Below are 16,232 nucleotides of genomic sequence, written 5' to 3' on the forward strand. Positions count from 1 at the left end.
GGCCGGCAACAATAGGTGAAGGGCGGCGTCAGGAATGGCGTGGTGGCGAGGCTCGCCGCGTCTGGATGCCCGAAAGATGAAAGCGTACCACGCGAAAGTCGCGCAATGTACCACGCCGGATTTTTCGTTTTGAAATCAGCAGACGTTCATCATCGGTTCATGCAGGGTGGTAGGCCCGGAGGGACTCGAACCCCCAACCAAGGCGTTATGAGCGCCCTGCTCTGACCATTGAGCTACAGGCCCAGCCGCGTCTTGCGTAGCAGGTTGTACGCGGGGGTCAAGCATCTGGGAGCGCGCCTTTCCGGGTGTGACGGCAGGGCGCCCCGGGGGCCTGAACGGCTCAGCTTGACCCGGTGGCGCCGGTTTCCGTATCCTGCGCCGATATTTCTTTGTTCATTCATTCCGGGGATAGATGCAGGGCGTTGGTTTAGGGGCGGTCGTGTGGCTGTGTCTCGCCTGTTCGGCGATGGCGCAGGCACCTGCGGGATCGGCCGATACGGGCGCCGTGGCGCAGGCACCACCGGCGAATGTGACGCCGCCCGGACCGGCGCAGCCGTCGACGGGCGAGGCCGTCACGCAGGAAGCGGCGCCGCAACAAAGCGAGACGCAACAGGCCGGGCCAGAACAGGCCGGAGATCCCCCGCCGCCGCCCGATCCGGTGCTCTACGCCTATTCCGGACCAGAACAGGGCGAGGTCGAAGGCATCCTCATCGACGGGGCGCGCGGCCATATCGCCACTTTCCAGCACGCGCTGAACGTGGCGCTTCTGGGATGCGGCGCCGGGATGGGCATCGACCCCGACGGCATGTTCGGCCCGCGCACACGGCAGGCGATCCGTCGTCTGGCGGAATGCGAGGGGATCGCCGCGCGCCTGCCCGAAAACAGCGCGGCGCGCGACGGGGCGATCACGCAGGCGCTGTGGTCGCTTCTGGTGCCGATGCAGCCGCCGCCGGGGCCGCGTGCCCGCGCCCGCGCGCTGCTTCTGTCCTTCGAGGGCACCGATATCACCGAACCGGCGCGCTGGAATTTCTGCCAGAACAACCGCGAGACCTACGATCCCGGCGCCGCAGATCCGACCTGCCTGACGAATGACCGCTGGTCCTATCTCACCTGGGGGCCGAACGGGGCCACGGCCGGGCACGGGCGCGAAATCCTGGCCATCCTCGCCCGCGTCGAGCGCTTCGACACTGACCTGATCGACCGCGCCTTCGCGACAGAGGCGGATGCGGTGCGGCGGATGTTCGACCTGTCTCTGCCCTTGGGTGACGATAGCGAATTGCGGCGTTACCTGTGCGGCGTCTATGCCGATCCGGAACGGCGCGAATACTGGGCGCAGGGCTTTGCCGATCTGGGGAGAAGCCCCGAGGTGCGGTCGATCTATCGCCGGCTCTATGACTCGGCCAGTTTCGACGGCGGCAAGATCCGCACCTTTCTCGAGGCGTGGCGGCATGCCGGGCTGGAGCCTACCGAGGTGGACTTCGCCTTTTTCAGCGACCGCGCCGCGCATACCGCCGTGCGCAACGTGGAAATCCGGCGCATCCTGCGGCGGATCATGGCGCGGGGCGGGGCCGAGATGACGCCCGCGCAGATCCGACGCGCCTTTGCCCGGCAGGCGCTGGTGTCGAACCGGTCGCAACGCGGGCCCCGGATGGGGCGCGACGTCACCTATTATATCGACGCGCTGGACGACAGCCTGACCCGGGCCGAGCGTCTGAACTGGGAGCGCGTGGGCGCGCGGCGCGCCTCGGCGGTGGGGCTGAGCGATGCGCGCCCGGCACCGGACCTGCGCGTGGGACCGCCCGATCGCTGGCGCGCCAGCGGCACGCGGCCCCTGACCGAAGCCGAGGCCGCGTCATGCCCCGCGCCGATCCTCAATCCGCGGACCCCGCGCCGCGGAAGCTGACGCCGCGCAATCCCGCGGGACCGGGACCGTCAAGCGCATTGATCACCGGGCCGGGATGGGGTAACCGGCGCCAAACTTCCTCGGGGGACACGATGACCGGGACCAAGGGACTGACCTATGCTCAGGCGGGCGTCGATATCGATGCCGGCAACGCGCTTGTCGAGCGGATCAAGCCGGCGGCAAAACGCACGACGCGCGCGGGCACGATGTCGGGCCTTGGCGGGTTCGGCGCGCTGTTCGACCTGAAGGGCGCGGGCTACGAGGACCCGATCCTTGTCGCCGCGACCGACGGGGTGGGGACCAAGCTGCGCATCGCCATCGATACCGGCAACGTGGACACGATCGGTATCGACCTCGTGGCGATGTGCGTCAACGATCTGGTCTGTCAGGGCGCCGAGCCGCTCTTCTTCCTTGATTACTTCGCCACCGGCAAGCTCGAGGTCGACGAGGCCGCGCGCATCATCGAGGGCATCGCCGAGGGGTGCGCGCATTCCGGCTGCGCGCTGATCGGCGGCGAGACGGCCGAGATGCCGGGCATGTACCACACGGGCGATTTCGACCTTGCCGGGTTCGCGGTCGGCGCGATGGAGCGCGGGCAGGACCTGCCCAAGGGCGTGAAGGCGGGCGACGTGTTGCTGGGGCTTGCCTCGGACGGGGTGCATTCGAACGGCTATTCGCTGGTGCGCAAGATCGTCGAGAAGACGGGCCTGTCATGGGACGATTCCTGCCCCTTCGGCCCCGGCACGCTGGGTGCTGCGCTTCTGGCGCCGACGCGGCTGTATGTCCGCCCGGTCCTGGGCGCCATCAAGGCGGGCGGCGTTCATGCGCTGGCGCATATTACCGGCGGCGGCTTGACCGAGAACCTGCCGCGCGTGCTGCCCGAGGGGCTGGGCGCCAGGATCGACCTGACGTCGTGGAGCCTGCCGCCGGTCTTCCGCTGGCTCGCCCAGAATGCCGAGCTGGAACAGGCCGAGCTGCTGAAGACCTTCAACTCGGGCATCGGCATGATCCTGGTGGTCGAGCCCGGACGCGCCGACGATCTGGAAGCGCTTCTGATCGGCGCGGGCGAGGTCGTGTCGCGGCTGGGTCATGTGATCGAGGGAGAGGGCGTGGCCTATTCCGGGTCGCTTCTGTGACGCGCGTCGCCATCCTGATTTCGGGCGGTGGCTCGAACATGGTGGCGCTGGCACAGTCGATGACCGGCGATCACCCGGCCCGTCCGGTTCTGGTCCTGTCGAACGACCCCGCGGCCAAGGGGCTGGAGCGCGCCGCCGCCATGGGCATCGCCACAGCGGCAGTCGATCATCGCGATTTCAAGGGCGACCGCGCCGCTTTCGAGGCCGCGCTGCTTGAGCCGCTGCAGAGGGCCGAGCCGGATGTCGTGTGCCTTGCCGGGTTCATGCGCATCCTCACGCCGGAATTCATCCGGCGCTTCGAAGGGCGGATGCTGAATATCCATCCTTCGCTTCTGCCGAATTATCCCGGCCTGCATACCCATCAGCGCGCGCTGGACGCCGGCGATACCGAGGCCGGCTGCACCGTGCACGAAGTCACCGCCGAACTGGATGCCGGGCCGCTTCTGGGGCAGGCGCGGGTCCCCGTTCTGCCGGGCGACGATGCCGAGACGCTCGCCGCGCGGGTGCTGGTGCAGGAGCACCGGCTTTATCCCGCCGTGCTGCGGCGTTTCGTCGAGGGCGAGCGCGCGCCGCTCATTCTGTGACGCGCCACGGCACGCAGGCCAGCAGCGCCAGCGACAACGCGGCCAGGGCGGCGAACAGCCAAAGCGTGATCCACGGCCCCAGCGTGGCCAGCGAGGCGGCCATGGCAAAGGGTGACACAGCCGCGACCAGCATCCGCAGACCGGCCAGCTTGCCCAGCCGCGCCGCGTAGCCCAGCAGCCCGAACAGCGCCAGCGGCACAGTGCCGCGCACGGTTGTGGCCAGGCCCTGGCCGATGCCGAACAGCACCGCGAAGACCGAGACCGTCACCACTCCGACCGGTGCCAGCACCAGAACCACCAGCGCCAGCGCCAGGCAGGCCATCGCGACCAGCGCGGTTCCCATCGGGTGGCGGTGGCTGGCGAACAGCATGTCGAGCACCCGCGCGCCCACCTGCGACGGCCCCATCAGCGCCCCCGCGGCGACCGCCGTGGCCTCGGGCAGGCCGACCGCGCCCAGCACCGGCACCCATTGCGCGCTGAACGCCGACATCACCGCCCAGCTCAGGCTCAGCCCCAGCGCCAGAAGCACCATCGCCCGGCCGTGCAGGCGCGCGGGCAGGGGGGCGAAGCGGGGCGCGGCCGGATCGCGGGGCGCGTCCGATCCCGGGCCGCGCGGCAAGGACAGGTGCAGCGGCAGGCACAGGATCAGGTGGAGCGCGGCAAAGGCCAGGTAGGTCTCGCGCCAGCCCCAGCCCTGCGACAGATACAGCGTCAGCGGCCAGAACACGGTCGATGCAAAGCCGCCGATCATCGTCGTCATGGTGATCGCCGCGCGCGCCCGGGCTTCGCCGACGGCCTGCGCGACGGCGGCGAAGGCCGCGTCATACAGCACCAGGGGCGCCAGCATCTCGACCGCGATCAGCGCCAGCACAAGGCTCCAGACCGCGCCGGCCTGCGACAGAAGCGCGAAGGCCAGCGCGCAGCCGACCGAGCCTGCGGCCATCATCGTCCGCGCGCCCCGCCGGTCGATCAGCCGCCCGGCCAGCGGCGCGGTCAGGGCGCCCGACAGCAGGGCCACGGACAAACAGGCGAAGGCGGTGGTCGGGGAAATGCCCAGCTCGGCGCTGAGGGGCGCGACCAGCACGCCGAACGCGTAATAGATCGACCCGAAGCCCACGATCTGCGTGAGTCCCAGCGTCAGAACGGGCTGGATCGCCGCGCGCCAGCCGCCGAACGGACGCTCCCGGGGTGCGCGCGGTCCCGGGTCGGACGCAGAGGGTCGTGTTTGCGCTGCCATGGAGACGACTCGTGACCCTGCTCTCTTCGATACCCGTTTGACGCGATGCGGGCCGGGCCATCATCGCGCGATCACGGTTCCGAGACTTGTGATCACACGTTTTCAGGGCGTGATCACAAAACAAAGAAAAACCCTTCATCGCGCAGTTTTGCACGAATATTTCGTTTGTGCCACGATGGTCCTGTGTCATTACACGGCAAAATTCGCAGCAACGGGGGCAGTTCCGTGAACATCCATGAATACCAGGCCAAGGCGCTTCTGCGCAGCTATGGCGTGCCGGTGTCGGACGGCCGCGTCGTCCTGAGAGCCGAAGAAGCCAAGACGGCGGCGGGCGAGCTCGACGGTCCGCTCTGGGTCGTCAAGGCGCAGATCCATGCCGGGGGCCGTGGCAAGGGCTCGTTCAAGGAAGCCGAAGCGGGCGAAAAGGGCGGTGTGCGTCTGGCCAAGTCGGTGGAAGAGGCCGAGGCGATGACCAAGCAGATGCTGGGTCGCACGCTCGTCACCCACCAGACCGGCCCGGCCGGCAAGCAGGTCAACCGCATCTATATCGAGGACGGCTCGGATATCGAGACCGAACTCTACCTCGCGCTGCTGGTCGACCGCGGCACCTCGCGCGTGTCCTTCGTCTGCTCGACCGAGGGCGGCATGGACATCGAGGAAGTCGCCGCAAAGACGCCCGAGAAGATCCTGTCCTTCAGCGTTGATCCCGCATCGGGCCTGTCGGATTTCCACGGTCGCCGCGTCGCTTTCGCGCTGGGTCTGAAAGGCCCGCAGGTCAAGCAATGCGTGGCCCTGGTCAAGAATCTCTATCGCGCCTTCATCGAGAAGGACATGGAGATGCTCGAGATCAACCCGCTGATCGTGATGACCGACGGCAACCTGAAGGCTCTGGACGCGAAAATCGGCTTCGACGGCAACGCGATCTACCGCCACGCCGATATCGCCGCGCTGCGCGACGAGACGGAAGAGGATCCGAAGGAACTCGCCGCGTCGAAATACGACCTGAACTACATCGCGCTCGACGGCGAGATCGGCTGCATGGTCAACGGCGCAGGCCTGGCGATGGCCACGATGGACATCATCAAGCTCTACGGCGCCGAGCCTGCGAACTTCCTCGATGTCGGCGGTGGCGCCACGAAAGAGAAAGTGACCGAAGCCTTCAAGATCATCACCTCGGACCCGAACGTGAAGGGCATCCTGGTGAACATCTTCGGCGGCATCATGCGCTGCGACATCATCGCCGAGGGCACCATCGCCGCGGTGAAGGAAGTCGGCCTGCAGGTTCCGCTGGTCGTGCGGCTAGAGGGCACCAATGTCGAACAGGGCAAGCAGATCATCAACGACAGCGGTCTCAACGTGATCGCCGCGGACAACCTGTCCGACGCCGCCGAGAAAATCGTGAAAGCGGTGAAGGGGTAATAGAATGGCCATTCTTGTCAACGAAAACACCAAGGTGATCTGCCAGGGCCTGACCGGCTCGCAGGGGACCTTCCACAGCGAACAGGCCATCGCCTACGGCACCAAGATGGTCGGCGGCGTGACGCCCGGCAAAGGCGGCACCACGCATCTGGAGCTGCCGGTCTTCAACTCGGTGCACGAGGCCAAGCACGTGACCGAAGCGAATGCCTCGGTCATCTATGTGCCGCCGCCCTTCGCGGCCGACTCGATCCTCGAAGCGATCGACGCCGAGATGGAGCTGATCATCTGCATCACCGAGGGCATTCCGGTGCTCGACATGATGCGCGTGAAGCGGGCGCTGATCGACAGCAAGTCGCGCCTGATCGGCCCGAACTGCCCCGGTGTCATCACCCCCGACGCCTGCAAGATCGGCATCATGCCCGGTCATATCCACAAGCGCGGCTCGGTCGGTGTCGTGTCGCGGTCGGGCACGCTGACCTACGAAGCCGTCAAGCAGACCTCGGACATGGGCCTGGGCCAGTCGACCGCAGTCGGCATCGGCGGCGACCCGATCAAGGGCACCGAGCATATCGACGTGCTGAACATGTTCCTCGACGACGACGAGACGCAGTCGATCATCATGATCGGCGAGATCGGCGGCTCGGCCGAGGAAGAAGCGGCCGAGTTCCTGAAGGAACAGAAGAAAAAAGGCCGCTACAAGCCGACCGCCGGTTTCATCGCCGGGCGCACCGCCCCTCCGGGCCGTCGCATGGGCCATGCCGGTGCCATCGTCTCGGGCGGCAAGGGCGACGCGGAATCGAAGATCGAGGCCATGAAATCGGCCGGGATCGTCGTTGCCGACAGCCCCGCCACGCTGGGCGAAGCCGTCATGAAGGCGATCAAGGGCTAAGCGTCATGCACCCTCCGGCTGCCCCTGCGATCCCAGTCAGTGCCCCCGCTCCAGCGGGCGGGGCACTGGTGGCTGGTCGCGGGGGCGCGCAGCCGGCGGGCGCACGGCGCCTCACCGATGGCGGGCCGGAGACGGCCCGCCTTCCGCGTGCAGCCGGCGGGTGCGCAGGGACGCTCCGGGCGGATGACAGATCCGGTCCGGGCGACAAACTTCTGGCGGCGCGCCGGTCGCGCCCTATGGTTGGGAGAGACCCCTTTCCCGCCACCCCTGCGCTTCAGGGTGCAGGCATCAACATTCCGGTCACGATCGTGCCCCAGACTATCACCATGACGCGTATCGGCGGCGTCGCGGGTGACAAGACACCGACGTCGATCCGTTCGAACCCCTAAGCTTCCTTCCCTCATGCCGAGGACAAACAGATGAACGATCAAAGCCCCAACGACGCCATGCATGCCACGTCCTTCCTGGACGGGGCGAATGCCGATTACATCGACCAGATGCAGGCGCGCTACGCGCAGGATCCGGCGAGCGTGGACGCCGCCTGGGCTGCGTTCTTCGAGGCGAATGGCGACGATTACGCCACCGCCACCAAGCAGGCCGAAGGCCCGAGCTGGGCCCGCAAGGACTGGCCGCCGACCCCCGATGACGAGGTGATGGGCGCGCTGACCGGCATGTGGCCCGCCGCGACCGAGGGCAAGGCCGCGGGCGACAAGATCCGCGCCAAGGCCGCCGAGAAGGGCGTCGAGATCACCGACAGCGAAGTGCAGCGCGCCGTTCTGGACAGCCTGCGCGCGCTGATGATCATTCGCGCCTACCGGATCCGCGGCCACCTGATCGCCAATCTCGACCCGCTGAGCATGCGCGACGAGTCGATGCATCCCGAGCTGGATCCGAAAGCCTACGGCTTCACCGATGCCGACATGGATCGCCCGATCTTCATCGACAACGTGCTGGGCCTGCAGGTCGCCTCGATGCGGCAGATCATCGAGATCCTCAAGCGGACCTATTGCGGCACCTTCGCGCTGCAATTCATGCATATCTCGAACCCGCAGGAAGCCGCGTGGCTGAAAGAGCGGATCGAGGGCTACGGCAAGGAAATCACCTTCACCAAGATGGGTCGCCGCGCGATCCTGAACAAACTGGTCGAGGCCGAGGGCTTCGAGAAGTTCTGCCACGTCAAGTTCATGGGCACCAAGCGCTTCGGGCTTGACGGCGGCGAAGCGCTGATCCCTGCGATGGAGCAGATCGTCAAGCGCGGTGGCGCGCTGGGCGTGAAGGATATCGTCATCGGCATGCCGCATCGCGGGCGCCTGTCGGTGCTGGCCAACGTGATGTCCAAACCCTATCGCGCGATCTTCAACGAGTTCCAGGGCGGCAGCTTCAAGCCCGACGATGTCGACGGTTCGGGCGACGTGAAATACCACCTCGGCGCCTCGTCGGACCGGGAATTCGACGGCAATGTCGTGCACCTCTCGCTGACCGCGAACCCGTCGCACCTGGAGGCCGTGAACCCGGTCGTCCTGGGCAAGGTCCGCGCCAAGCAGGACCAGCTCAACGATGCCGAGCGCACCGCCGTGCTGCCGATCCTGTTGCACGGGGACGCGGCCTTTGCCGGGCAGGGCGTCGTCGCCGAATGCCTGCAGCTGTCGGGGATCAAGGGGCACCGCACCGGCGGCTGCATCCACATCATCGTCAACAACCAGATCGGCTTTACCACCGCGCCGCATTTCTCGCGCACCTCGCCCTATCCGACGGATATCGCGCTGATGGTCGAAGCGCCGATCTTCCACGTCAACGGCGACGATCCCGAAGCCGTGGTCCACGCCGCCAAGGTCGCGACCGAGTTCCGCCAGCGCTTCGGCAAGGACGTGGTCATCGACATCTTCTGCTACCGCCGCTTCGGTCACAACGAGGGCGACGAGCCCATGTTCACCAACCCGGCGATGTACAAGAACATCAAGCGCCACAAGACGACGCTGCAGCTTTACACCGAGCGTCTGGTCAATGACGGTCTCATCCCCGAGGGCGAGATCGAGGACATGAAGGCCGCGTTCCAGTCGCATCTCAACAGCGAGTTCGAGATCGCCAAGGAATTCCGCCCCAACAAGGCCGACTGGCTGGACGGGCGCTGGAAGACCATGAAGCCGAAGGATCAGAACTATCAGCGCGGCCAGACGGCGATCAAGGAAGAGACGCTGCAGGAAATCGGCGCGGCGCTGACCAGCCATCCGGCGGATTTCGATCTGCACCGCACGGTGTCCCGCCAGCTCGACGCGAAGAAGAAGATGTTCGAGACCGGGGAGGGTTTCGACTGGGCCACGGCCGAGGCGATGGCCTTCGGTTCGCTCATGGTCGAGGGTTATCCGGTCCGTCTGGCCGGTCAGGATTGCTCGCGCGGGACCTTCTCGCAGCGGCACTCGGCCTTCGTCGATCAAAGCACCGAAGAGCGGTATTACCCGCTCAACCACATCCGCGCCGGTCAGGCCCGCTACGAGGTCATCGACTCGATGCTCTCTGAATACGCGGTGCTGGGTTTCGAATACGGCTATTCGCTGTCGGAACCCAACGCGCTGGTCGCGTGGGAAGCGCAGTTTGGCGACTTCGCCAACGGCGCGCAGATCATGTTCGACCAGTTCATCAACTCGGGCGAGTCGAAATGGCTGCGGATGTCGGGCCTGGTCCTGCTGCTGCCGCACGGCTTCGAGGGGCAGGGCCCCGAGCACAGCTCGGCGCGTCTGGAGCGCTTCCTGCAGATGTCGGCCGAAGATAACTGGATCGTCGCCAACTGTTCGACCCCGGCGAACTATTTCCACATCCTGCGTCGCCAGATGCACCGCGACTATCGCAAGCCGCTGGTGCTGATGACGCCGAAGTCGCTGCTGCGCCACCCGATGTGCACCTCGACCAGCGCCGATTTCACGGAAGGGTCCACCTTCCACCGGATCCTGTGGGACGATGCCGAAAAGGGCAACAACTCGACGATCACGCTGAAGCCCGACGCCGAGATCAAGCGCGTGGTGATGTGCTCGGGCAAGGTCTATTTCGACCTGCTGGCCGAGCGCGACGCGCGGGGGCTCGACGACACTTATCTTCTGCGTGTCGAACAGCTGTATCCGTTCCCGGCGCAGTCGATCTGCCAGGAGCTCGCGCGCTTCAAGAATGCCGAGATGGTCTGGTGCCAGGAAGAACCGAAAAACCAGGGGTCGTGGTCGTTCATCGCGCCCCTGCTGGAAGAGTCGCTGATCGAAATCGGCGCCAAGCAAACGCGCGCCCGCTATGCCGGTCGCGCCGCCTCGGCCTCGCCCGCCACGGGTCTGGCGTCGCGGCACAAGTCTCAGCAAGAAGCGCTCGTCAACGAAGCGCTGTCGTCGGAAGGAAAGTAACGTCATGAGCATCGAAGTCCGCGTGCCCACGCTTGGGGAGAGCGTCTCGGAAGCGACCATCGCCACCTGGTTCAAGAAGCCGGGCGATGCCGTCTCTGCCGATGAGATGCTGTGCGAGCTGGAAACCGACAAGGTCACGGTCGAGGTTCCGGCGCCCGCCTCGGGCACCCTGTCCGAAATCATCGCCGCCGAGGGTGAAACGGTCGGCGTGAACGCCCTTCTGGCGATGATCTCGGAAGGCGAGGGCGCCGCCCCCGCGCCGAAATCGGACGCCAAGTCCGACGCCAAGGCAGACGACAAGCCCGCCGAAGAGCCGAAGGCCGACGCGCCCAAGGAAGAGCCCAAGAAAGACGGCGAGAAAAAGGGCGAGGATGCTCCCTCGGCCAAGAAGGCGATGGCCGAAGCGGGCCTGTCGTCGGATCAGGTTCAGGGCACCGGCCGCGACGGCCGGGTGATGAAGGAAGACGTGCAGCGCGCAGTGTCCGACGGTACCAAGGCCTCCCCCGCCCAGACCTCGGCCCCCGCGCCGGTCTCGGTGCCGCGCGGCCCGGTTCCCGCCGATGACGCGGTGCGCGAAGAGCGGGTGAAGATGACCCGCCTGCGCGCCACCATCGCGCGCCGCCTGAAGGACGCGCAGAACACCGCCGCGATGCTGACCACCTATAACGAGGTGGACATGTCGGCGGTGATGGCGCTGCGCAACGAGTACAAGGCGCAGTTCGAGAAGAAGCACGGCGTGAAGATGGGCTTCATGTCCTTCTTCGTCAAAGCCTGCTGCCATGCGCTGAAGGAAGTGCCCGAAGTCAACGCCGAGATCGACGGCCAGGAAATTGTCTACAAGAACTACGTTCATATGGGCGTGGCCGTGGGCACGCCGTCGGGCCTGGTCGTGCCGGTCGTGCGCGATGCCGACCAGATGAGCTTTGCCGGCATCGAGAAGAAGATCGGCGAACTGGGCCTGCGCGCCCGCGACGGCAAGCTGTCGATGGCGGAAATGCAGGGCGGTTCGTTCACCATCTCGAACGGCGGCGTCTATGGCTCGCTGATGTCCTCGCCCATCCTGAACCCCCCGCAATCGGGGATCCTGGGCATGCACAAGATCCAGGACCGCCCGGTCGTGGTGGACGGTCAGATCGTCATCCGGCCGATGATGTACCTCGCCCTGTCCTACGATCACCGGATCGTCGACGGCAAGGGCGCCGTGACCTTCCTTGTGCGGGTCAAGGAGGCGCTGGAAGATCCGCAGCGCCTGCTTTTGGACCTGTAAGACCGACAGGCGGGCACGCACCCACGCTGTAGGGTGCGTGCTTGCACGCACCGCCCCTTTCGCCGGAGCAATCCGCCATGAACCGCCGCACCGCCCTTCTGTCCGTCGCGTCAGCCCTCGCGCTGAGCACCGCCAGCCCGGCCAGCGCCCAGCTTTTCCGCCGCGGCCTGCCCGAGATGGCGCCCGCGCATGAACAGGCGGATTTCATCCTCGTGCTGAAAGACGCGCGGCGGCTGATCCTGTACCGGCAGGGGCAGCCGATCCGCGAATACCGCATCTCGATGGGCGACGGCGCCAATGACGGGCCGAAGCGCTTCGAAGGCGACGGCCGCACGCCCGAGGGCACCTATGTCATCGACTGGCGCAACCCCAATTCGCTGGCCTATCTCAGCCTGCACATCTCGTATCCCAACGAGCAGGACGTGGCCTATGCCGCCTCGCATGGCCGCAGCGCCGGGGGCGACATCATGATCCACGGCATCAACAATGGCTGGGGTTTCCTGGGCGCCCTGCAGCGCACCCGCGACTGGACGGCGGGCTGCATCGCCGTCACCAATGGCGAGATGCGCGAGATCTGGTCGCTCGTCCCCGATGGCACCGTGATCGAGATCCGCCCATGATGCCCGGCCTGACCCCCGAACTCGCCGCCCTCTCGGCCCTCGCCTTCGTGCATTTCGCGACGATCTTCATAGCCCAGCGGTTTCTCACGCGCGATATCGGCACCGAGGGCAATACCGGCACGCGCGAAAACCTCGACGAACGCCTGTCGCCGCTGACCAAGCGCCTGCGCCGCGCCACCGACAATTTCACCGAGAATGTCGGCCCCTTCATCATCGCCGTTCTGGTCGTGGTCCTGGCGGGCAAGAGCTCGACCGCGACCGCCGTTCTGGCCTGGATCTATGTCGGCGCGCGGGTGCTCTACGTGCCCGCCTACGCGTTGGCCTGGGTGCCGTGGCGCACTTTGATTTTCGGCGTGGGCATGCTGTCGACGCTGGCGCTTCTGGTTCTCGGCCTTATCTGAGGGGGATGATGACACCCGAACTTCTTGTCCTGACCCTCGCGGCGCTGTTGCAGGCGGTGCAATTCGCGCTGTTCTCGGTCACCGCGCAGCAGCAGGTCGGCCCGAAATACGCGGCGTCGCCGCGCGATGAGCCGCGCCAGTTGACCGGCCTTGCCGGGCGCGCGCACCGGGCGATGAACAACCATTTCGAAGGGCTCATCCTTTTCACCATCGCGGTTCTGGTCGTCACGCAGGGCGGCCAGTCGACCGGCGTGACGCAGGCCGCGGCCTGGACCTATCTCGGCGCGCGGGTGCTCTACGTGCCCGCCTATCTCTTCGGCTGGGTGCCCTGGCGCTCGGCCATCTGGTTCGTGGGATTTCTCGCCACGATCCTCATGCTGATCGCGGCGCTGATCTGAGCACCGCCCACGACTGGCCCCCGCGCGGGGCATACGGAAGGAAACGATTATGGCTGACTTCGACCTCATCGTCATCGGCGCGGGCCCGGGCGGCTATGTCTGCGCCATCCACGCGGCGCAGCTGGGCCTCAAGGTTGCCTGCGTCGAAGGACGCGAGACCCTGGGCGGCACCTGCCTCAATGTCGGCTGCATCCCGTCGAAGGCGCTTCTGAACGCGACCCACCACCTGCACGAGGCGCATGAGAACTTCGCCAAGATGGGCCTGATGGGCGACGCGCCGACGGTCGATTGGGAAAAGATGCAGGCCTACAAGCAGGATGTGGTGAACGGCAACACCAAGGGCATCGAATTCCTGTTCAAGAAGAACAAGGTCACCTGGCTCAAGGGCTGGGGCTCGATCCCCGAGGCCGGCAAGGTCAAGGTCGGCGACGAGGTGCATTCGGCCAAGAACATCGTCATCGCCACCGGCTCGGAAGCGGCTTCGCTGCCCGGCGTCGAGGTCGATGAAGAGGTGATCGTCACCTCGACCGGCGCCCTGTCGCTGGGCAAGATCCCGAAATCGGTCGTGGTGATCGGCGCGGGTGTGATCGGTCTGGAAATGGGCTCGGTCTATCAGCGCCTGGGCGCCGAGGTGACGGTGGTCGAGTATCTCGACGCGATCACGCCGGGCATGGATGCCGAAATCGCCAAGAACTTCCAGAAGATCCTCACCAAGCAGGGCTTCAAGTTCGTCCTCGGCGCGGCGGTGCAGAAGGCCGAAAAGAAAGACGGCGGCGCCAGCGTCACCTACAGGCTGAAGAAAGACGACAGCGAGCATTCGATCGACGCCGATATCGTGCTGGTCGCGACCGGCCGCAAGCCCTTCACCGACGGGCTGGGTCTGGCCGATCTGGGCGTCGAGATGGAGAAGCGCGGTCAGGTCAAGATCGACGACCACTGGGCGACCAGCGTCAAGGGCATCTACGCCATCGGCGATGCCGTGGTCGGCCCGATGCTGGCCCACAAGGCCGAGGACGAGGGCATGGCCGTGGCCGAGGTGATCGCCGGCAAGCATGGCCACGTGAATTACGGCGTGATCCCGGGCGTGATCTACACCGCGCCCGAAGTGGCCAATGTCGGCAAGACGGAAGAGCAGCTGAAAGAAGCGGGCGTCGAATACAAGGTCGGCAAGTTCCCCTTCATGGGCAACGCGCGCGCCAAGGCGGTCTTCCAGGCCGAGGGCTTCGTGAAGATCCTCGCCGACAAGAAGACCGACCGCGTGCTGGGCTGCCACATCATCGGTCCGGGCGCGGGCGACCTGATCCACGAAATCTGCGTGGCGATGGAATTCGGCGCCTCGGCGCAGGACGTGGCCCTGACCTGCCACGCGCACCCGACCTATTCGGAAGCGGTGCGCGAAGCCGCCCTCGCTTGCGGCGACGGCGCGATCCACGCCTGAGAAACGCGCCGGCGGCGGCCCCCGGGGGTTTCACACCCCCGGACACCCGTGGAGTATTTTTAGCAAAATGAAGGTGAGGCGCGTTGAGGCGCCGCGCCCTAAATTTCCTTAACCGCGCATCTTTGTTCCGCAAATATCCTCGGGGGGTGAGGCCGCAGGCCGAGGGGGGCAGACAGCCCCCCTCTCGTCAGCCTCACAGTGCGCGGAAGCCCGCGTCGAGCGCGCCGAGGATCCCCTGCACATCGTCCGCCGTCAGAACCAGCGACGGCGACAGGATGATGTTCGGCCCCGAAACCCGCACCATGGCGCCGTTTTCATAAGCGACCTGCTGCACCTTCGCGGCGGTGGCCTTGTCGGGCGCGGCCTTGGTCGCGCGGTCCGAAACCAGTTCCAGCGCCACCATCAGCCCGTAGCCGCCGCGCACGTCGCCGATCACGTCGTACTTGTCCTTGAGTGCCTGCACGCCCGCGAACAGCTCGGCGCCGCGCGCCTTGGCATTCGCGGCGACGTCGAGCCGCTGCGTTTCCGCAAGGCAGGCCAGCGCCGCTGCCGCACCCACCGGATGGCCGGAATAGGTGTAGCCATGGCCGATCGCGGCCTTGCCGGTTTCGTCCTTTTCGAACACCTCGGCCACGCCGTCCGAGATCATCGTCGCGCCGAAGGGGAAATAGCCGTTGGTGATGGCCTTGGCGGTCGACATCATGTCGGGCTGCACACCCCAGAGCCGCGAGCCGCTCCAGGCGCCGGTGCGGCCGAACGCGGTGATGACCTCGTCGGCGATCAGCAGGATGCCGTTCTTGCGGCAGATCTCGGCCACGCCGGGCATGAAGCTTTCATGCGGCACGATGACACCGCCCGCGCCAAGGATCGGCTCCATGATCATCGCCGCGATGGTTCCCGCGCCCTGGAAGGCGATTTCGTCCTCGAGCGCCTGCAGGCAGAGCTGTGCCAGACGCGCGGGATCGCTTTCGTTGAACGGGTTGCGATAGGGATAGGGGGCGGGGATATGGTAGCAGCCGGGCAGGAGCGGCTCGTACATCGTGCGGAAATTGGCGTTGCCATTGACCGAGGCGCCGCCGAAATGGGTGCCGTGATAGCCCTTCTTCAGGGACAGGAACTTGATCCGCCCGGCCTCGCCGCGGATCTTGTGGTATTGGCGGGCAAGCCGCAGCGCGGTTTCCACGCTGTCGCCGCCGCCCGAGGTGAAGAAAGCGCGGCTCAGCCCGTCGGGGGCGAAGAAATCCTTCAGCGCCTCGGCCAGCTCGATCACCTTGTCGTTCGAGGTGCCGCGGAAGATCGAGTAATAGGGCAGCTCGTCCAGCTGGCCCGCGATCGCGTCCTTCACCGGCTGGCACGAATAGCCCAGATTGACGTTCCACAGCCCGCCCACGCCGTCGATCACGGAATGACCGTCGATATCGGTGATCCGTACGCCCTGACCGCCGGTGACGATGGTCGGCGGGTTTCTGTGGTGATCGGCCGGATGGGTCATCGGGTGCCACAGGTGGCGGGCATTGTTGGCCTTGAGGAAATTCTCGTCCTTCGGCATCGGGCTCT

Annotated in this window: 13 protein-coding genes and 1 tRNA gene; 11 read left to right on the forward strand and 3 right to left on the reverse strand. The window is 66.3% G+C overall.

Features of this window, described 5'->3' with window-relative positions; genetic code table 11:
• Positions 1-167 precede the first annotated feature (167 nt).
• A tRNA-Ile gene (locus C4N9_RS13590) sits at positions 168-243 on the reverse strand.
• Between the two features lie 196 nt (positions 244-439).
• Between C4N9_RS13590 and C4N9_RS13595 the strand changes: the two genes are divergently transcribed.
• The 3 genes from C4N9_RS13595 to purN all read left to right on the forward strand — a co-directional run bounded on the left by C4N9_RS13595 (position 440) and on the right by purN (position 3,623).
• Positions 440-1,903, forward strand: coding sequence for a peptidoglycan-binding domain-containing protein (locus C4N9_RS13595; RefSeq protein ID WP_109533891.1), 1,464 nt, complete (start codon positions 440-442; stop codon positions 1,901-1,903).
• 92 nt (positions 1,904-1,995) lie between these two features.
• The gene (purM, locus tag C4N9_RS13600) at positions 1,996-3,039 is read left to right on the forward strand and encodes a phosphoribosylformylglycinamidine cyclo-ligase (RefSeq protein WP_109533892.1); all 1,044 of its coding nucleotides are present in this window, start codon (positions 1,996-1,998) and stop codon (positions 3,037-3,039) included.
• A complete protein-coding gene (gene purN / locus C4N9_RS13605; RefSeq protein ID WP_109533893.1) occupies positions 3,036-3,623 on the forward strand; it encodes a phosphoribosylglycinamide formyltransferase in 588 nt (195 codons plus the stop codon). Before purM ends, purN begins: the two co-directional genes overlap by 4 nt.
• On the opposite strand, the gene C4N9_RS13610 is transcribed toward purN, so the two are convergent.
• On the reverse strand, positions 3,613-4,860 hold the full coding sequence (locus C4N9_RS13610) for an MFS transporter (protein ID WP_109533894.1): 1,248 nt from the start codon (positions 4,858-4,860) through the stop codon (positions 3,613-3,615). The two genes, purN and C4N9_RS13610, sit on opposite strands and share 11 nt — an antisense overlap.
• A 225-nt stretch (positions 4,861-5,085) precedes the next feature.
• Here C4N9_RS13610 and sucC point away from each other — a divergent pair, with 225 nt between their 5' ends.
• The 8 genes from sucC (at position 5,086) to lpdA (ending at position 14,675) form a co-directional block, all read left to right on the forward strand.
• The gene (sucC, locus tag C4N9_RS13615; RefSeq protein ID WP_109533895.1) at positions 5,086-6,279 is read left to right on the forward strand and encodes an ADP-forming succinate--CoA ligase subunit beta; all 1,194 of its coding nucleotides are present in this window, start codon (positions 5,086-5,088) and stop codon (positions 6,277-6,279) included.
• 4 nt (positions 6,280-6,283) lie between these two features.
• Positions 6,284-7,168 carry a succinate--CoA ligase subunit alpha gene (sucD, locus tag C4N9_RS13620; protein ID WP_109533896.1) on the forward strand — a complete coding sequence of 295 codons (885 nt, stop codon included), beginning with the start codon at positions 6,284-6,286 and terminating at the stop codon, positions 7,166-7,168.
• A 419-nt stretch (positions 7,169-7,587) separates the two neighbouring features.
• Positions 7,588-10,551 (forward strand): 2-oxoglutarate dehydrogenase E1 component, encoded by a 2,964-nt coding sequence (locus tag C4N9_RS13625; RefSeq protein ID WP_109533897.1) that lies wholly within the window; start codon positions 7,588-7,590, stop codon positions 10,549-10,551.
• 4 nt (positions 10,552-10,555) lie between these two features.
• The gene (odhB, locus tag C4N9_RS13630; RefSeq protein WP_109533898.1) at positions 10,556-11,818 is read left to right on the forward strand and encodes a 2-oxoglutarate dehydrogenase complex dihydrolipoyllysine-residue succinyltransferase; all 1,263 of its coding nucleotides are present in this window, start codon (positions 10,556-10,558) and stop codon (positions 11,816-11,818) included.
• A 77-nt stretch (positions 11,819-11,895) separates the two neighbouring features.
• Positions 11,896-12,438 carry a L,D-transpeptidase family protein gene (locus C4N9_RS13635; RefSeq protein WP_109533899.1) on the forward strand — a complete coding sequence of 181 codons (543 nt, stop codon included), beginning with the start codon at positions 11,896-11,898 and terminating at the stop codon, positions 12,436-12,438.
• Positions 12,435-12,839 carry an MAPEG family protein gene (locus C4N9_RS13640; protein WP_245902560.1) on the forward strand — a complete coding sequence of 135 codons (405 nt, stop codon included), beginning with the start codon at positions 12,435-12,437 and terminating at the stop codon, positions 12,837-12,839. The genes C4N9_RS13635 and C4N9_RS13640 overlap by 4 nt, the downstream gene beginning before the upstream one ends.
• Before the next feature lie 8 nt (positions 12,840-12,847).
• Positions 12,848-13,237: an MAPEG family protein gene (locus C4N9_RS13645; RefSeq protein ID WP_109534066.1), complete on the forward strand. Its 390-nt coding sequence runs from the start codon at positions 12,848-12,850 to the stop codon at positions 13,235-13,237.
• A gap of 49 nt (positions 13,238-13,286) precedes the next feature.
• Entirely contained in the window at positions 13,287-14,675 is a 1,389-nt protein-coding gene (lpdA, locus tag C4N9_RS13650; protein WP_109533900.1) for a dihydrolipoyl dehydrogenase, read from the forward strand.
• A gap of 193 nt (positions 14,676-14,868) precedes the next feature.
• Here the strand turns inward: lpdA and C4N9_RS13655 are convergent, their stop codons facing one another.
• Positions 14,869-16,224, reverse strand: a complete 1,356-nt coding sequence (locus C4N9_RS13655) for an aspartate aminotransferase family protein (protein WP_109533901.1) — start codon at positions 16,222-16,224, stop codon at positions 14,869-14,871.
• Positions 16,225-16,232: the final 8 nt, after the last annotated feature.

It is taken from the genome of Pararhodobacter marinus, from assembly GCF_003122215.1.
GTDB lineage: Bacteria > Pseudomonadota > Alphaproteobacteria > Rhodobacterales > Rhodobacteraceae > Pararhodobacter > Pararhodobacter marinus.